The following is a 16,264-nucleotide window of genomic DNA, read 5'->3' on the forward strand; positions in this document are numbered from 1 at the left end:
CATAGAATGAAAGAAACGGATACTCTGAAGCAACTCGTATTGAACGCCTTACAGGAAGGCGTCGCTGAATATTGTAAGAAGGACGCCCCTCACCTGGACCCTAAGGATCTTAGGATACGTATAGAATATTCTAGAGAGGAATCATTCGGAGATTATTCCACATCGTTCGCTTTGGAGAATGCGAAAGCCTTGGGAAAGAAGCCTTTGGACTCCGCTTCGATCTTGGCGGGACATCTGCAATCCAGAACCGATTTATTCGAGAAGGTGGATTTTACTCCCCCCGGGTTCGTGAATTTTAGAATCTCGCCCGCATTTCTGATTCGTTATTTGGAATCGACTATCCAGAAGGGAGACGCTTTTCCTAAATTGGAGACTCCGAAAAAAATCAATTTGGAGTTCGTAAGCGCGAATCCCACCGGTCCACTGAATATAGTCTCCGCGAGAGCGGCGGCTACCGGAGATGCTTTCGCCAATCTTCTTAGGGCAGTAGGCAACCAAGTAGATAAGGAATTTTACGTAAACGATTACGGGAACCAGGTCTTTTTGTTGGGCGTTTCCGCCTTGGCGAGAATCCGGGAAATCCGAGGAGAGTCCGTAAGCTTTCAGGAATCCGAGGACGGAACCCCGATCGAGGATTTACTCGCTCGCAATATCATTCCTTCCGAAGGATACAGGGGCGAATACCTAAAAGAAATCGCCTCTAGACTATTAGAAAATCCGAATACTAAAGGAGAGATCGAGTCTCTTCTTGCCTCTAAGAATTACTTCGCTCTTGCTGAAAAATGTTCCCGCTGGGCGGTCGAGTCCAATCTGGCTTGGCAGAGAAAGGATTTGGATCTTTTCGGAGTGGAATACGACCGTTTCTTCTCCGAAACTACTCTTCATGATTCTGGCAAAGTCATGGCCGTCCTGGAAGATCTCAAGAAATCGGGAAAAGTTTTCTCCGAAGAGGGCAAGCAGGTTTTTCGTTCCACGGATTACGGAGACGATAAGGATAGGGTAGTGGTAAGGGACGACGGACGTCCCACCTATCTACTCGCGGATATTGCGTATCACAACGACAAGATCGCAAGAGGTTACGACAAGATCATAGATATCTGGGGACCGGATCACCACGGTTATATCGCAAGACTCTCAGGAGCGGTGCAGGCTCTAGGATATCCTAAGGAAAATTTTCAGGTGGTCATCGCCCAGCAGGTCAATCTTTTGATGGGCGGGCAAAAGATGAAAATGAGTAAGAGAGCCGGAGAGTTCCAAACCATGGAAGATCTTCTAGGGTATCTGGGAAAACACGCGAGAGACGTAGCACGTTACTTTTTCGTAATGCGTTCCTTGGATTCTCCCCTGGATTTCGATTTGGATCTGGCCAAGGACGAGTCGGACAAAAATCCTGTCTTCTATCTGCAATACGCTCACGCGAGAGTGTCTTCCATTTTCCGGGAAGTAGGTTCGGATTCGGACGCTAATGCTTTGGAAAATCTGGAAATGACCGAAGAAAGAAAGAGACTTCTGTTCTGGGTCTCCCGCTTTTCGGAAGAAGTTTTGGATTCCGCTCTGACTTTGGAGCCGCATAGAATCACGAATTATCTGCAAAATTTGGCTCGCGCATTCACCCAATTTTATATCGCTAAGAACAATCGACTGAAGGAAGCGGACGAACAAACGAAACTGGGACTCGCTAGAATTTGTAAATCCGCTCAAATCGTTTTGGCACTGGGACTAGGACTCCTAGGGGTTTCCGCTCCGGAAAGATTGGAGAAAGAAGCTTGAATCGACCCAGGGTCATCATCGTTTCCACCGGATCGGAACTGACTGCGGGTAGAAGTCAGGATACGAACGCGTCTTGGATATCCAATGAATTATTCGGAATCGGTTACTCCGTGGAAAAATTCGTAGTATTACCCGACGATCCGATTTTGATTCGGAAGGAATTACAATCTTTTGCGGAAAGTGGCAGCCAGGAAGAACCGGTCCTCATCGTAATGACCGGAGGCCTCGGACCCACGGAAGACGATTACACGCTGGAGGTCGTATGCGAATTGACCTCTTCGGTTCCGATTCGAAATGAGAAGGCTTTCGATCGACTGCAAGCGCTGTATCGTTTGAGAGGAAAGGGATTCGAAGAAGCGTTAACCACGGCACTCCGACAAGTTTCCATCCCTTCCAAATCCACCGTCTTACACAATAGCGTAGGAATCGCCCCCGGATTCTGGTCGGAATTGAAACCGTGGGTGTTTCTAGCCTGTATGCCGGGTGTGCCTAAAGAAATGACCGCTATGTTCCGGGAGGAGCTCATTCCTCTGGTGCAAAAGCATTTTAATTCCCAGGAATTGTATTCGGATTTCGTTTTCATTTGGGGAATGAGCGAATCCCTTTTCCAACAGGAATTCATCGAACTACTTCCTCATTTTAAGGAAGGAAGAGCTGTATGGGGAGTCGCCGCTAAGCGAGGTTTTATCCGCGTAACCTACCAATCCCAGGACAAATCCGTCGTATCCGAACTCATTCGTCTTACTTTGGAAAAATATTCCGGGCTCTGCACGGGAGATTTATTCGAAGAGCTGCCGAAACTTCTTTTGGAAAGAAAACTGACTTTAGGTACTGCGGAGAGTTGTACCGGCGGACTCGTCGCGAAACTAGTCACCGACAGAGCCGGTTCCTCCGAATACTTCTTAGGGTCGGTGGTTTCCTACGCAAATTCGGTTAAGGCCGAGATATTAGGAGTGAGCTCCGAAAATTTGGAAAAATACGGAGCGGTGAGCGAACCTGTGGCTAGAGAAATGGCGGACGGGGCGGCAGAGATTTTGGGAACCGATCTCTCCATTAGCATCACGGGTATTGCGGGACCCGGCGGAGGGACTCCCGGTAAAAAGGTCGGGACCGTATTCATAGGAACTCATATTAAGGGAAAGGAAACTGAAGTAAAGGAGCTTTATCTTCCTTTTCAAAGGGAACTTTTTCGGGACGTCGTATCGGCCACTTCGCTATATATACTCTATAATCGCTTAAGGAAATCATAATGTTATTTAGGATCCTAGGATTGAGCGTAATCTTCTTTCTTGCTTTTTTTTATTTTATAGGCAATCCCTACGATTCCGCCAGAGGAATCCAGAAAACCTGGTCCTGGAGTAAGGAAGCTAGGTTGGGAAATTTTCCCGATCCACGCTCCGATTTCGATCCGGAAAAAGTGTTGAACGGATACAAGACGGGCGCCGCTTATGTGAGAATTCCCGGCGGGGAATCCGTTGCGATAGACGATCTTTCTCGAATCGAATATCCTCTCAGCTCTAAAGGCTATCTATCTTACAATAAGATCGGAAATTCCGTAGAATTCTTCTCCGAATCGGGAGAGCTACTTTGGACCAAAGAGTATAAGAGTTATCCGAAAGTGCATCCGGACGGAAGTCTCATCCTATTCTTATCCGGAGACAATAACCAGGTCCTAGTTTCGGATATCAACGGTAATCCTCTCGGGGCCAAGAAATTGGACGGAAGGTTTCTGACGGATTTAGGATTCGCCTCCAAGAATCTTTCCCAAGGAGAAACCGCGGTATTATTCTCAGGAGGAGAATTATTCGTATTGAACGGGAAAGGCGATCTTCTTTTTCAAAATAGAATGGGAGAGAAAGAGCCCGTATTCTCCAAGAGCCTGGCGGTGTCGGTTGACGGAAGTAAGATTGCGGTGCATTTCTTGAGAGGAAATCGGGATTTCATTCGCGTATACGATCAGGACGGCACGGAATCGGAGGAATGGAACTTAGGAAGGGTTCTCCCTCATAAACTTTACTTGGCGGTATCTTCCGAAGGTTCGGTTCTAGCGGGTTTTCACGATTCTTTGGTTCTCTACTCCAAGAAAGGCAAGGTACTTTTCGAGAAGAAGAGGGCCAAGATCGGGCCGGTATACCAAACGGTCTTTCATGCTGGAACTTGGTTTGCCGGAGAGGCCGATGGAAATCTTTATTTTCTGGGAGAAGACGGCAACGTACTGCGAGAAGAAAAAATCAAGGCTGCGGACAGACCCTATCGCTTCTTTTCCTCCGGTAGAATGGGGGAGGCGTTCTTGGAAGGCGGTAAAGAGATCGTATTGTATCGGGATCTATAAGGAAGTTTAAGCTTGAGAATCTCTTCCGATTTTTCGGAAAATATGTATTCCAAATTGAGTCGAGATATCGCATTCGGAGTTGCCTGCCGTGATTAATAGATTTTTGCTCAGAACTATTTTAGTCTTAAGCTTTTGTATTTCCTATTCCTGCATCTCTATGATCGGAGAGAGAACGGGGCAGGTTTTGGAAGCCGGATACTCCGGAACTCGAAAGATGCTTCAAGGAGATTCCTATACCGCGAGAAGTAAATGCCCTTGGACTAAGACCGGAATGTACATTGGATTCGGCGGGGATATTGGGCTTAGCGCTTATATTCTTTCATTCCAGTTCGCTTCGGCTCCGCATATTATCGGAGGCCTATTCTATCTTATAGGATCTATTGTAAAGACCCAGTATCCTGAAATCAAAGAATGCGGCTGAATTAGACCTCGTAAATGGATAGGGATTTATAACCCTTATTGGTCTGTTTGTCCATGAGGGCGATGATCTCCGTTCTTCTTTCTTTTTCTATATTGAAAATCAACTGATCCGAAATTTCCCTACAGATATATAAGCCTCTTCCGTGGGAATCTGCGAGCCCTGCGGGAAGTCCCGTTGGACCGTCTACGGTGATATGCCGATCTAATCTTTTTAGGATTTCCTTCTTATTTAGGGAGCCGAAATGATCCCTAACGATGATGATATAGGAATTGTCGGCGATACCGTACCCTAATTCGAAATAATCCGTTTCGGCCAGTTGTATATGTTCCAAAGGAACCAGAAGGTCCCGAGAGGGAAGTTCGTATTGGTATTTGGAATTTCCTTTGGAATCTCTTGGGGCACGTATCATCGCGTTGGAGGTGAGTTCCTCCAAAATCTGATGAACCGCATTCGGAGCCCCTTTTTCGATGAGGAAGGAACCTACGCGGTTGCAAATATGATTCCTTTCCTGGTCGGAACGGATCTTGCGGAATACTACTCCGTTCTCGGGAGGAACGGAAAAGCCTTCTCCTTCTTCTTCCAACATTCTGAAATCGGCGCCGAAATATTTCTCCACACCGAATATATCCTTAAAGAGCAATTTCTTAACCATTACGGTTATGAGATTGATGTCCAAAAAAGAATACTTAGGGATGATATTCCAGATATCGTGTTCGTAAGCGAAATTGATATAGTCGTTGATATTATAGGCAGTCATCAGGGAATACTGGACTCCAGGATGATCCTTCTGTATGGTTTTTATCAGATCCAAACCGGATTTCCCAGGCATACGTATGTCCGTAATGACCAGATCCACCGGCTCGGAGGCCAGGATCTCTACCGCTTGATCGTAATTTTCCGCGTCGAAGACCTCATAGTCTCTGACTAGAATGTCCTTCACGGCTTCGCGTATGGAATGAATGTCTTCAACTACGAGTATTCTACGTTTGGACAAATTAAGCCCCTTTAGGTTGTTCCAAAGGCAGGGAGATCTTGAATCTGGTCTTGCGATCGTAGGAACGAACCGTTAGCTCTCCGCTATGCTCTCTTACGATGGAATGGCAGATGGAGAGTCCTAGCCCCGTGCCGATTCCGGATTTGTTTTTGGTAAAGAATGGGGAGAAAATCTTATCCAGCATATCTTCCGGAATTCCACCGGCAGTATCTTCGACGAATATGTGCATCATATTTCGAGTCCTACGTACTTCTACTCTGATTTTTCCTTCTCCATAGTCGTAGGCTTGGAGTGAATTCTTGAAAAGATTGATAAAGAGTCGTTCGATTTTTACAGGATTGAATTGGAAAACCATACCCGGTTCGCTTAGGATTTCCCATTCCACATTTTTGGAAAGAACCGGATAGACCCAGGTGACGGAATCTTTGGCTTTCATCACAGTTTCATGGATATCGGCGCCGGTGGTGACTAATTTATCCGGCTTTGCGAAACTGATTACGTCTAAGACGATCATTGCGGCGCGAGTAAGATCCTCTTTGATCATCTCCAGCCGTTTTCTAAAGAACGCCGGATCCATGCTAGAGAGATTATTCATTAGGTTTTGCAATGTTAGACTCATTCCGGTGAGGGGATTATTTAACTCGTGAGCCACCCCGGAGATGAAAATACCAAGAGAGGCAAGGTTGCGTATCCGTAGATTTTCCTCTTCCTTCTCTTTGATTCGTGTGATATTGCTGATCTTTTCCACGATGGCTACGATATTGCCGTCCTTGCGGATAGGAAAGAAATCCAGGTAAAGAGTCTCCTTTTGGTCGTTGGCTACATGGAAGATTTCGCGACCGATCTCTCCTCTTCCTTCGAATTGTTTATCGAAGAAGGGCTCGTCTTCGTGGTGATCTCGCATCGGACAGTAAGGGCAGACCCCGGTGCGATTGTATAAGATTTCGTAACATTTCCGTCCAAGCACGGTCGGAAAATCGGGCTCGTTGGAGAATTCCAAAGTTGCTCGATTTACACGACGAACCCGGAAACCCGGATCGATTAAAACCAAGGGTTCCGTAATTCCGTCGAGAATGGCTTGGAGTTCCTCCGCTCTCTCGTGGAGGTTTTCCATTAGGGATGACATCCGGATCAATATTCTAGTGATTCTTTATAACTTTGCAGTAATTTTTTTTGGTTTTTGGAAGAATGTTGGCTCTGCATTTCCTGGAGACGTAACACATGGATAAAGAAATCCTCAATTAATTTCAGATAAAATTCCTTTTTGAATTCCGACCGATCCCGGTTCACTCCTTCGTCGGGCAGATAGTTTAGGGGATATTCCGCCTCCCTTCCGTTTCGATCCGCATATATGAGAAGATCGTCCACGTTATTGTCCAAGGGGGTATTGTCGGTCATTCTGACGAGCACAGTATCTTCCGTGGTATAATTCGCCGTTTTGATTTCCGAAACCACTTTGGATAAGGTAGACCCGTTGAATTCCAGTAGAATGGATTTCTCTTCGGCTCTTTCCACTCCTCCCGGGGAGGAAGAAGGTACTACGCTGAATTTAGTGATTTTCACTCCCTTGCGGTTCGGATAGGTTCCGACCCAGGTGACCAGGGTCCCGATAGGGAGGGCCTCCATTCTCTCGAATTTCAAGAGCTCTCTCGCAACACCCAGGCTTTCGTACGCCTTCAGGATACGTTGATTCAAGATTTGCGTAGAAGTGGCTACAGCGGCCTTTGTGCTATCTTGGTTTTGGGAAAAAACGGGAGAAGAAGAATGGATCCAGGAGATCAGCAGAAGGAACAAGGCGGAACGAGCCGCCTTTACAGTTGGAGAGAGTCGAAAATTACGGTTTAGGTTGTCCTTCCGGAGCGGGAGCGTTGGTAGGAGCTGCTGGGGCCGAATTGGCATCTGTTCCTCCTTGGTTTTCCGGAGCTCCTTCAATGGTCGCAGCCGGAGGAGGCGCGATATCGGAGACCGGGGTGGTATTGTATCCGCTAGTCTTCGCAAAAAGGAAAGAAAGAATCAAAGAAAGTGCTAAAAAAAGAAGGCCTGCAACTCGAGTCGCTTTTGTCAAAACATCCGCCGTCGACGATCCGAATACGGATTGGCTGGCTCCACCGCCCAGGACTCCTCCCATTCCGCCTTTACCGGTCTGGATCATAACGAGAAGAATTAAGAAAAGGCTAACGAAAACGAAAAGAACTAGAATGGTTCCTGTGATAAATCCCATGGGGTCGATTCCTGGTAAGAAAAAGGTTTGTTTCAGACGAAAAATCGCCTGCAAAGCCAAATTACCGTTCGGCTCTGCACTGACAAGTCGTTTCGAAAACCTCAAAACGGGGGTTTAGAGAGTCGGATCCGGATATGTAAGAATTAGAAAAGTGCCAGGAAGCTATCCAACTTTTGACTAGCTCCGCCTACGAGCCCTCCGTCGATATCCGCTTGGGATAGGAGTTCCTTCACATTATCCGCCTTTACCGATCCTCCGTAAAGAATAGGTAGAACGTCTGCGACTGCCTTTCCTCCTTGGAAAAGTCCCGCGATTTCCTTACGGATGAACGCGTGGGCTTCCTGGGCCTGGGTGGGAGTAGCGACTTTTCCGGTTCCTATAGCCCAAACCGGTTCATAGGCTACCCAGATTCTAGGAAATTGGTCGCTAGAGATGGACGCTAGTCCGTCGCGGATTTGTCTTCCTAAAACTTCGAAAGTTTTTCCGGACTCTCTTTCTTCCAGAGTTTCTCCCACGCAGTACACCGCCGTGAAATTTCTCTGAACTAGATAGGTGATCTTACGATTGCAGAATTCGTTCGTTTCTCCCAGAAATTGTCTTCTTTCCGAGTGACCGACGAGAGCGAATCCGAGGCCCAATTCTGCGAGTTGGTCCGGGCCATTCTCTCCGGTCATGGCGGTCAGAGGGGCCGGATATACGTTCTGAGCCCCTACTTGGACGCCGGAACCCTCTAAGATCCTCGCTACGGAAGCCAAATGGATCGCTGAAGGAAAAACCACCGCTTTCTTGCTGCCTAGTTTAGAAGGAAGTTTTTCCTTCAGGCCTTGGGCGAGTTGCAATGCCTCCTTTTCGGAGAGATTCATTTTCCAGTTTCCTGCGATGATTTTAGGGCGCATATCCAGTCCTTTCTACTTTCGGAATATTCAAATTCTCTGTTTCGTTTACTTCAGGAGTGCCACGACTCCGGGGAGTTTCTTTCCTTCCAAAAATTCTAAGGAAGCCCCTCCTCCGGTGGAAACGTGGGTGATCTTATCTTCCACCTTGGCCTTATTGATCGCGGCGATGGAGTCTCCTCCACCCACTACGGTCTTGGCCTTGGATTTGGCTACGGCCTTAGCGATTGCCATGGTCCCGGAAGCGAATTTATCGAATTCGAAGACTCCCATGGGTCCGTTCCAAACGATTGTCGCTGCATTCTTGATAATCTTTTCATAGTTTGAGACGGTTTTGGGTCCGATATCCATCCCCATCCATCCGTCTATGATTCCCATTTTGTCCACAACCTTGGTCTTGGCGTTCGGATCGAATTTATCTCCGATCACATGGTCCACTGGGAGTTGGAAATCCACTCCGGCGACTCCTGCCTTTTCGATCAGTTGGAACGCTTCCACTTCGAAATCTTTTTCTACTAAAGAATTTCCTACCGGGATGGCTCTGGACTTTAGGAAAGTGTAGGCCATACCTCCCCCGATCAGGATATGATCCACTTTATCTATAAGATTTTTGATCACGCTGATTTTGGAGGAAACCTTGGATCCGCCTATGATAGCCACGAACGGTTTGGCGGGACGGGAAAGAAGGCTAGAGAGTTCGGTGATCTCCTTGTACATCAAGAGGCCCGCAAAAGAGGGGAGAAGATGGGCGATCCCTTCCGTGGAAGCATGGGCCCTATGAGCGGCTCCGAACGCGTCGTTCACATAAACGTCTGCGAGAGCCGCGAGCTTTTTACAGAAGCCCGCCTCATTCTCTTCTTCTTCCTTATGGAAGCGGAGATTTTCCAGAACTAGAATTTCACCGTCTTTCAATCCGTTGGAGAGTTTGGTGACGCTGTCTCCTACGACTTCTTTAGAGAAAGAAACCGGAGCCTTTACCATTCCCCTGAATACCTCGTAGACGGGTTCCATGGAATACTGAGGATCCGGTTTGCCTTTAGGACGCCCCAAATGGCTCGCGATCACGAGCCTCGCACCCTTCTTCACGAGCAATTCGATCGTAGGAAGGGTTTTTTCGATTCTGGTCTTATCCGTTACTTTACCGTTCTCTAATGGAACGTTAAAATCGACCCGGAGAAAGACCCGCTTTCCTTGGAGGTTCTCGTTTTCGAGTCTGGGTAATTGCATCGATTATCCTTTTTTCGCCATATAACGGATCAGGTCCAGAACTCGGTTGGAGTAACCCATCTCGTTATCATACCAGGAAACCAATTTGAAGAATCTAGAGTTCAACTCAATACAAGCGTCGGCATCGAAGATGGAAGACAGAGTGGAGCTTAAGAAGTCGTTGGAGACGACCATCTCGTCGGTGTAACCCAGGATTCCTTTCATAGCACCTTCAGAAGCTTCTTTCATTTTTGCGGAAATCTCTTTTAGGCTGGTTTCTTTGGTGGTTCTTACGGTAAGATCCACTACGGATACGTCCGGGGTAGGAACTCGGAAAGACATACCGGTAAGTTTACCGTTTACTTCGGGAATACAAAGACCGACCGCTTTTGCAGCACCCGTGGAAGCGGGGATGATGTTTTGCATAGCGCCTCTTCCTCCTCTCCAGTCCTTTTTGGAAGGACCGTCAACGGTAGGTTGGGTGGCGGTGGTCGCGTGGATGGTGGTCATGAGACCTTCTTCGATTCCGAAATTGTCCAGAACGACTTTTGTGATCGGAGCGAGACAGTTGGTGGTGCAGGATGCGTTGGAAACCACATGGTCCTTACTCGGATCGTATTTCTCATTATTGACTCCCATCACGAAAGTGGGGATGTCCTTGTCCTTCGCAGGCGCGGAGATGACTACTTTCTTAGCTCCCGCTTTGATATGCTTCTCTGCACCGACTCTATCGGTGAACAGACCGGTGGATTCGATCACATAGTCTACTTTTAGGTCTTTCCACGGGAGTTTTTCCGGGTCTCTTTCGGAAACGCAGAGAACTTTTTTTCCGTCCACTATGAGTTCTTTATCAGTATGCTCCACAGTTCCGTTGAAACGTCCATGGGTAGAGTCGTATTTTAGAAGATAGCCGAGATTGTCCGGAGTAACTAGGTCGTTGATTGCTACGAATTCGATGTTGGGGTCTTTGATTCCGGAGCGAAAAACCAGTCTTCCGATCCGTCCAAATCCGTTGATAGCGATTCTTGTCATGTTCTTCCCTTATTTTCCTTTGCTTGTTTCTGGAGAGGTTTGAGCGAAAAGCTCGTCCAAATACATGTTTTTATAGTAAAACCATCCTGAAAATCCGTTTTTTGCCGGTTCGCAGACGAGAAAAATGGGGGTTTTAGAGTAGTTTACCTAGGATCTTATCGAAACCGATTGGGCCGAAATCCCTGGAATCCGTACAATCGTCTCGGTTGTCGCAAAGAAGGAAATAATTTCGATCCTCTATTCTTACCGGAGGGAGATTATCTCTTTGGGAAAAGCCGGAAGCAAAGGGAGGCCGATTGTCCGAGTGTTGTACGGAGAAGGGAAGGCTACCTTCCGTCTCGGAAACCCCGTTTCTATAAACGACCTTGTCCTGGATGGAAATGGAATCTCCCGGTTTTCCTACGATCCTCGCTAAGACCACTTTATTTTTTTGGGTGGGGTGCTCGGTTAGAACGACGTTTCCCAAAAATAGGGAATCCGGACGGATCCATCGGAATATATAAACCCGTTTTCCGGAAGGATAAGTAGGACTCATTTCGGAGTTAGAAATCGTGAAAGGAAATAAGATCCAAAAGCGTACCGCAAATGCGAGGAGGAATCCGAGCAAGGCCGCTATTCCGAAAATACGAATCAACTTTTTGCGATCGATCTTCTTTTCTTTTTCCCCGAAGCCTTTTACGGAACCAGACATAGAAGCCAGACTACGTTCCGACTTAAAAAGGTCAAAGTAGATTTTTATAAAAAACGGTTTCTATTTTTCGAACGAAGCTATATTAAGAAACTATCCTCTTTGATTGCGAAAATTAGATGAAATTTTGGAAAGAAAAACTTACCCCATTTGCGTTATCTAATCTGATCTGTCTTCTTTTTGTCTCGTTTGTGTTTTTGAAAATTCCGGCAGAATCAGTTTTGGTCGCGGATAATCAGACAAAAATACTTCAGGCTCAAGCCTTTTTGGATACAGGATTCCAATCTCAGTATTCGAAGTGTTCGATATTGGAAGGGCTCGGAGGATGTGCTTATTCTCCCGGAGGAAACGGGAAAGATATACCTATCTTAATCGGAGTATTCCCGGTCGCGTTTTCGCTCTTTGCGGCTCTCGTCCGATTGACAGGAGACTATACGCATTTAGTTTATATTTCCGTTCTATTCTTTCTTGCGGGAACTTGGTTGCTTTCACTTCGGATTCGAAAGAATTTTTGGATTCCCGTCGTATTGACTTTCGGACCCTGTTTCTTTCATTCCTTCCTTTTTCCGGATTATGCGATCGTATTCTTTCTGATTGCCGTCTTGGTGGGATTTTATTATAGGCCGCTTTTCGGGAAGTATTCCAATTTTATGGTAGGCCTGGTCAGCGGGTCGGCCGTCTTTTTTCGGCCGGAGGTGGTATTTCTTCCTTTTCTTCTTAGCATTTTTCTTGTTTTCCGTTTCTTTAGGACAGGGTTTCCGAAGAAGGATTCGGAAGACGCGAAACGTTTCTATCTGCTGATCGGATACGGATTCTCAGTATTCCTCTTTTTTTTGATGAACTATGTTCTATATGGAAACTTTTTGGGAACGCGGATTGAAGCGAATAAAACGGGGATGGAATCCTTCTTGGATTGGGAAAAATACGCTTCTCTCCTTTTTTACGGAAATGGTCGAGTAGGATTCTTTCTTTTTTCTACCTGGGCCCTTATTGCGATTTTGCATTTGTTGTTTCGCATTCGGGATTTGGAAAAGAAAGAGCTCCTTTTCGCTACAATAATATCTATTTTTCTAATCTTACTGCTTTCTCCTAACGATTCCAATATAGATTGGGGAACCCGTTATCTTTCCTGGCTCACGATTCCCGTTTCGATACTATACTTCGGTAAGGATTTCGGAAAAACTTCCTTAGATAAGATATGGCGAAAGTCGGTAATTTCCCTTTTTGCTCTTGGTTTCATCGTGGTTTACGTTTTCTTTCGTTTGCAGGTGAAAGTCTCCCAAGAATTTCAAAAATATAATTCCGTCTTAACTAATCTATCGGGAGAGGTGTCCGTTGTTTCGGAGCCTAGTATTATCGGATTTTATGGGAAAGATATTTTAGAGAAAAAAGTGTTACTGATTCGCCGATCCGAAGATAAAAAGGAATTCGTAAAATTCCTTTCCGGAAAGGTTTCCCGTTTGGATTTGATCCAATATGAGCCTGTTACGTATTATCTCCTGGAAGGAATGAGGCAAGACGGATTAGAAAGAAATGAAGCCATATTGAAAAAGGAATTATTGCGACAAGGCTGGCGATTATCCGAACAAAGGATCGCTTGGAAATTAGAAATTCTCAGCTTCGTACGCTGATTTTTACGTTTTTCTTTCGGAGAATCCGAAGCGGAAAGCTTCGAATTTCGACTTGTTTGTCTTCCAAGAGGCTTTAAAATAGTATGCAAGTGGGAGAAGAAACATATGCAACAGGTTTATAAAGCGGGTAATATTCTGGAATATATGGGAAAACGTCCCGTAATCGGGGAGGAAGTTTTTCTTGCCCCCGGTTCTCAGGTCGTTGGCGATGTGATCGTCGGCAAGAATTCTTCGATTTGGTTCCAAACTTTGATCCGAGGAGATGTGAATTATATCCGAATCGGCGAAAACGTGAATATCCAAGACATGACGGTGGTACATGTTTCTAAGGATCATCACCCGGTGGAGATAGGTAATAACGTTTCCATAGGGCATAGGGCGGTCATTCACGGGTGCAAGCTCAGGGATAATTCTTTCGTGGGAATGGGTGCGATTCTCATGGACGGAGTGGAACTGGGAGAATACGCGTTCGTGGCTGCAGGCGCTATGGTCACTCCTGGAAAAATCATACCGCCCGGATCCATGGTCATGGGATCTCCCGGAAAAGTAGTGAGGGAGATCACCGATAAGGAAAGGCAAATGATCGAAAAAACCACTGCAAATTACGTGAACTATAAAAATAATTATCTTCAGGATTATTTTTATAGAATTAGCGGAGTCTGATTCGAATCTGAGTTTATGGGAGAAAATAAACAGGGGTCGAACTTTAGGTGAGCGGAGAGGGAAAGCCGGGAGTATTCCTGCGAGGAACCGGTGTGATCGGATGGCCCCTGGCCTCCCTCTTATTATTACTGCAGAGTAAATTCGGAGGATTCCGAGTCTTTGTAGAGCCTTATAAACTTCGTAAGTCCGAACTTCCTCAGATTCTTTCCCTAGTGGAAAAAGGAGCGATCCTCGTAGACGATTCGGAAAACGGAGTTCGAGATTTTTTTCCCGAATGGATCTCTAAGCAAGAAGCTCTTCAAAATTGCTTCGTGCTTTGCGATTCCTCTCCCCCCGGAGTGGCAGATAAGAGAAAATCGGAATACGAAGGGCCATTATATCATAATATTCGAATTTTCATCGCCCAGGGAAGCGAGCATGCGTTCGGCCCCCAGTTCGTTTATCCCGATAATTCCCGCGTTTTGGATTCGGAACTGCCCCGTTTTCTACATATCTCCACTTGCAATACCCATACGCTGGCCGGGATTCTTAGGCCATTCTACGAAAGGCACGCAAAAGAACTTTCCGGTCTTCTAGAAGAGGCGGATTTTTTCGTTATACGTAGGGATGCCGATATGGCAAAGAACGATCCTCACGTCACCGGACCCTTGCTCGTTTTACCCGAATCGGAAACGGGGACCCATCACGGAAGACTTTTGAACGAATTGTACGATACTATGGGATTTCGGATTCCTATCGGGTCCTCATCTATCACGATCAATTCTCCTTATATGCATTTGATCCGTTTTAAGCTTAGGCTCAAAAAGGAGATCCGAAGGGACTGGCTTATATCTAAAATCGAGAACGACCCTTTTTTAAGTACCTCGGAACTGGTTTCCACCAATTCCATTTTTTCTTCCGGTCGGGACAGGGGTCTGTACGGGAGGATTTTTTCCCATGCGGTCTTTCCGCTTTCGGCCCTGGAAGTTTTAGGAAAAGAGGTAAGGGGATATGCGGCTACTCCCGGAGATTCCAACGTACATATCTCTACGATTTACGCGGTTTACAAAGGGCTAGGAGTTTCTTGGGGACCGGAAACGGAAGCCTTTCTTTCCGGAATTGTCTTGAAGGAAGTTTAAGAATCGGAAGAAATTGCATGCCCGGCTACCGGTTTTTTCATTGATGTCATTTGATATATTGAAAAATGTGTTTAATATAGTAGCGAAACGGAAAAATTCCAGTTGTAAGAGGTAAGAATCTCCCATGAAAGCCAATAATATCTTAGAGACGATCGGTAATACTCCGCATGTAAAAATCAACCGACTCTTTGGTTCCAAACACACTGTTTATAACAAATTAGAGCGTAGCAATCCAGGTGGATCCATTAAGGATCGTATCGCTCTTTCCATGATCGAAGACGCTGAAAAGACCGGAAAATTGACAAAAGACACCGTCATCATCGAGCCCACTTCAGGGAACACCGGAATCGGTTTGGCATTAGTCGCTGCAGTGAAAGGTTACCGTCTGATTTTAGTAATGCCTGAGTCCATGAGCGTGGAAAGACGAAGAATCATGGCTGCTTACGGAGCGGAATTCGACCTGACTCCTAGAGAAAAAGGAATGCCGGGAGCTATCGAAAGAGCAAAGCAACTCGTTGCGGAAAATCCTAAGGCTTGGATGCCCCAACAGTTTGAAAACGAAGCTAATATTAAAGTGCACGTCGAAACGACCGCAGCGGAAATTCTAAAAGACTTCCCTAACGGAGTCGATGTGCTCATCACCGGAGTCGGTACCGGCGGACATATCACCGGAGTTGCCAAAGTTCTGAAGGAAAAATTCCCTAAAACGAAGGTATATGCTGTAGAGCCTGAGGCTTCTCCCGTTATCTCCGGAGGAAAGCCCGGACCGCACCCAATCCAAGGGATCGGAGCCGGATTCATTCCTAAAAACCTACACACTGATCTTTTGGACGGAGTCATCCAAGTTTCCAAAGACGAGGCATTCCAATACGCTCTACGCGCGGCTAAAGAAGAAGGAATCTTCCTGGGAGTATCCTCCGGAGCGGCTCTTGCAGCGGTAGCGAAAAAGCTTCCTGAAATTCCAGAAGGATCCACTATTCTCACCTTCAACTATGACACCGGAGAAAGATACCTTTCCATCGAAGGACTTTTCCCGGTTCCTTCTAACGGCTAAGAATCAATCTTAAAAGCTTCCGTTTTGAACGGAGAGAATGAAAATCCCGGCAATTTGCCGGGATTTTTTTGTCCTTGGGAATTTTCAGAGCCGGCTTTTTCAAAAGTATATCTTGATTTTATAATATGTTTTATATAAAACTATCGAGCGGGTGCGAGGTGTCCTGAGAAATATCAAGTCTCGAAGGGTATCCGGTAAACGTTTGTTCAATAGGTATTCGATTCTATAAACCGTTCGTAAT

General features: G+C 46.2%; 16 protein-coding genes. 8 read left to right on the forward strand and 8 right to left on the reverse strand.

All coding sequences use genetic code 11. The features are described 5' to 3' along the window. Positions 1–6: 6 nt before the first annotated feature. From argS to LEP1GSC061_RS00930, 4 genes are all read left to right on the forward strand, one after another. Positions 7–1,770, forward strand: a complete 1,764-nt coding sequence (gene argS / locus LEP1GSC061_RS00915; protein WP_016543627.1) for an arginine--tRNA ligase — start codon at positions 7–9, stop codon at positions 1,768–1,770. Then, on the forward strand, positions 1,767–3,020 hold the full coding sequence (locus tag LEP1GSC061_RS00920; RefSeq protein WP_016543923.1) for a nicotinamide-nucleotide amidohydrolase family protein: 1,254 nt from the start codon (positions 1,767–1,769) through the stop codon (positions 3,018–3,020). The genes argS and LEP1GSC061_RS00920 overlap by 4 nt, the downstream gene beginning before the upstream one ends. Further along, positions 3,020–4,102, forward strand: a complete 1,083-nt coding sequence (locus LEP1GSC061_RS00925; protein ID WP_016544059.1) for a hypothetical protein — start codon at positions 3,020–3,022, stop codon at positions 4,100–4,102. The genes LEP1GSC061_RS00920 and LEP1GSC061_RS00925 overlap by 1 nt, the downstream gene beginning before the upstream one ends. Before the next feature lie 88 nt (positions 4,103–4,190). Further along, the gene (locus tag LEP1GSC061_RS00930) at positions 4,191–4,523 is read left to right on the forward strand and encodes a hypothetical protein (RefSeq protein ID WP_040507531.1); all 333 of its coding nucleotides are present in this window, start codon (positions 4,191–4,193) and stop codon (positions 4,521–4,523) included. A 1-nt stretch (position 4,524) separates the two neighbouring features. Here LEP1GSC061_RS00930 and LEP1GSC061_RS00935 read toward each other — a convergent pair whose 3' ends face one another. The 8 genes from LEP1GSC061_RS00935 to lepB all read right to left on the reverse strand — a co-directional run bounded on the left by LEP1GSC061_RS00935 (position 4,525) and on the right by lepB (position 11,560). Continuing rightward, the gene (locus LEP1GSC061_RS00935) at positions 4,525–5,517 is read right to left on the reverse strand and encodes a response regulator transcription factor (protein WP_016543978.1); all 993 of its coding nucleotides are present in this window, start codon (positions 5,515–5,517) and stop codon (positions 4,525–4,527) included. A 1-nt stretch (position 5,518) separates the two neighbouring features. After that, positions 5,519–6,643, reverse strand: a complete 1,125-nt coding sequence (locus LEP1GSC061_RS00940) for an LIC_12097 family sensor histidine kinase (RefSeq protein ID WP_040507533.1) — start codon at positions 6,641–6,643, stop codon at positions 5,519–5,521. A gap of 5 nt (positions 6,644–6,648) precedes the next feature. Then, complete coding sequence (gene lenA, locus LEP1GSC061_RS00945) at positions 6,649–7,311, reverse strand: endostatin-like outer membrane lipoprotein LenA (protein ID WP_016543461.1); 663 nt, start codon at positions 7,309–7,311, stop codon at positions 6,649–6,651. Between the two features lie 40 nt (positions 7,312–7,351). Next, a complete protein-coding gene (gene secG / locus LEP1GSC061_RS00950) occupies positions 7,352–7,738 on the reverse strand; it encodes a preprotein translocase subunit SecG (RefSeq protein ID WP_016544143.1) in 387 nt (128 codons plus the stop codon). Between the two features lie 143 nt (positions 7,739–7,881). Next, positions 7,882–8,634, reverse strand: coding sequence for a triose-phosphate isomerase (gene tpiA, locus LEP1GSC061_RS21780; protein WP_016543684.1), 753 nt, complete (start codon positions 8,632–8,634; stop codon positions 7,882–7,884). A gap of 45 nt (positions 8,635–8,679) precedes the next feature. Further along, positions 8,680–9,858 (reverse strand): phosphoglycerate kinase, encoded by a 1,179-nt coding sequence (locus LEP1GSC061_RS21785; RefSeq protein WP_016543611.1) that lies wholly within the window; start codon positions 9,856–9,858, stop codon positions 8,680–8,682. Between the two features lie 3 nt (positions 9,859–9,861). Beyond that, a complete protein-coding gene (gene gap, locus LEP1GSC061_RS00965; RefSeq protein WP_016543728.1) occupies positions 9,862–10,869 on the reverse strand; it encodes a type I glyceraldehyde-3-phosphate dehydrogenase in 1,008 nt (335 codons plus the stop codon). 133 nt (positions 10,870–11,002) lie between these two features. After that, positions 11,003–11,560, reverse strand: coding sequence for a signal peptidase I (lepB, locus tag LEP1GSC061_RS00970; protein ID WP_016543806.1), 558 nt, complete (start codon positions 11,558–11,560; stop codon positions 11,003–11,005). A 116-nt stretch (positions 11,561–11,676) separates the two neighbouring features. Between lepB and LEP1GSC061_RS00975 the strand changes: the two genes are divergently transcribed. The 4 genes from LEP1GSC061_RS00975 (at position 11,677) to cysK (ending at position 16,023) form a co-directional block, all read left to right on the forward strand. After that, complete coding sequence (locus tag LEP1GSC061_RS00975) at positions 11,677–13,188, forward strand: LA_3751/LA_3752 family putative glycosyltransferase (protein WP_016543945.1); 1,512 nt, start codon at positions 11,677–11,679, stop codon at positions 13,186–13,188. 105 nt (positions 13,189–13,293) lie between these two features. Beyond that, complete coding sequence (locus LEP1GSC061_RS00980) at positions 13,294–13,851, forward strand: gamma carbonic anhydrase family protein (RefSeq protein ID WP_016544088.1); 558 nt, start codon at positions 13,294–13,296, stop codon at positions 13,849–13,851. Positions 13,852–13,898: 47 nt separating this feature from the next. Further along, positions 13,899–14,969 carry a hypothetical protein gene (locus LEP1GSC061_RS00985; protein ID WP_016543960.1) on the forward strand — a complete coding sequence of 357 codons (1,071 nt, stop codon included), beginning with the start codon at positions 13,899–13,901 and terminating at the stop codon, positions 14,967–14,969. Between the two features lie 124 nt (positions 14,970–15,093). Next, a complete protein-coding gene (gene cysK / locus LEP1GSC061_RS00990) occupies positions 15,094–16,023 on the forward strand; it encodes a cysteine synthase A (protein ID WP_016543786.1) in 930 nt (309 codons plus the stop codon). Positions 16,024–16,264 lie beyond the last annotated feature (241 nt).

It is taken from the genome of Leptospira wolffii serovar Khorat str. Khorat-H2, from assembly GCF_000306115.2.
Classification (GTDB): Bacteria; Spirochaetota; Leptospiria; order Leptospirales; family Leptospiraceae; genus Leptospira_B; species Leptospira_B wolffii.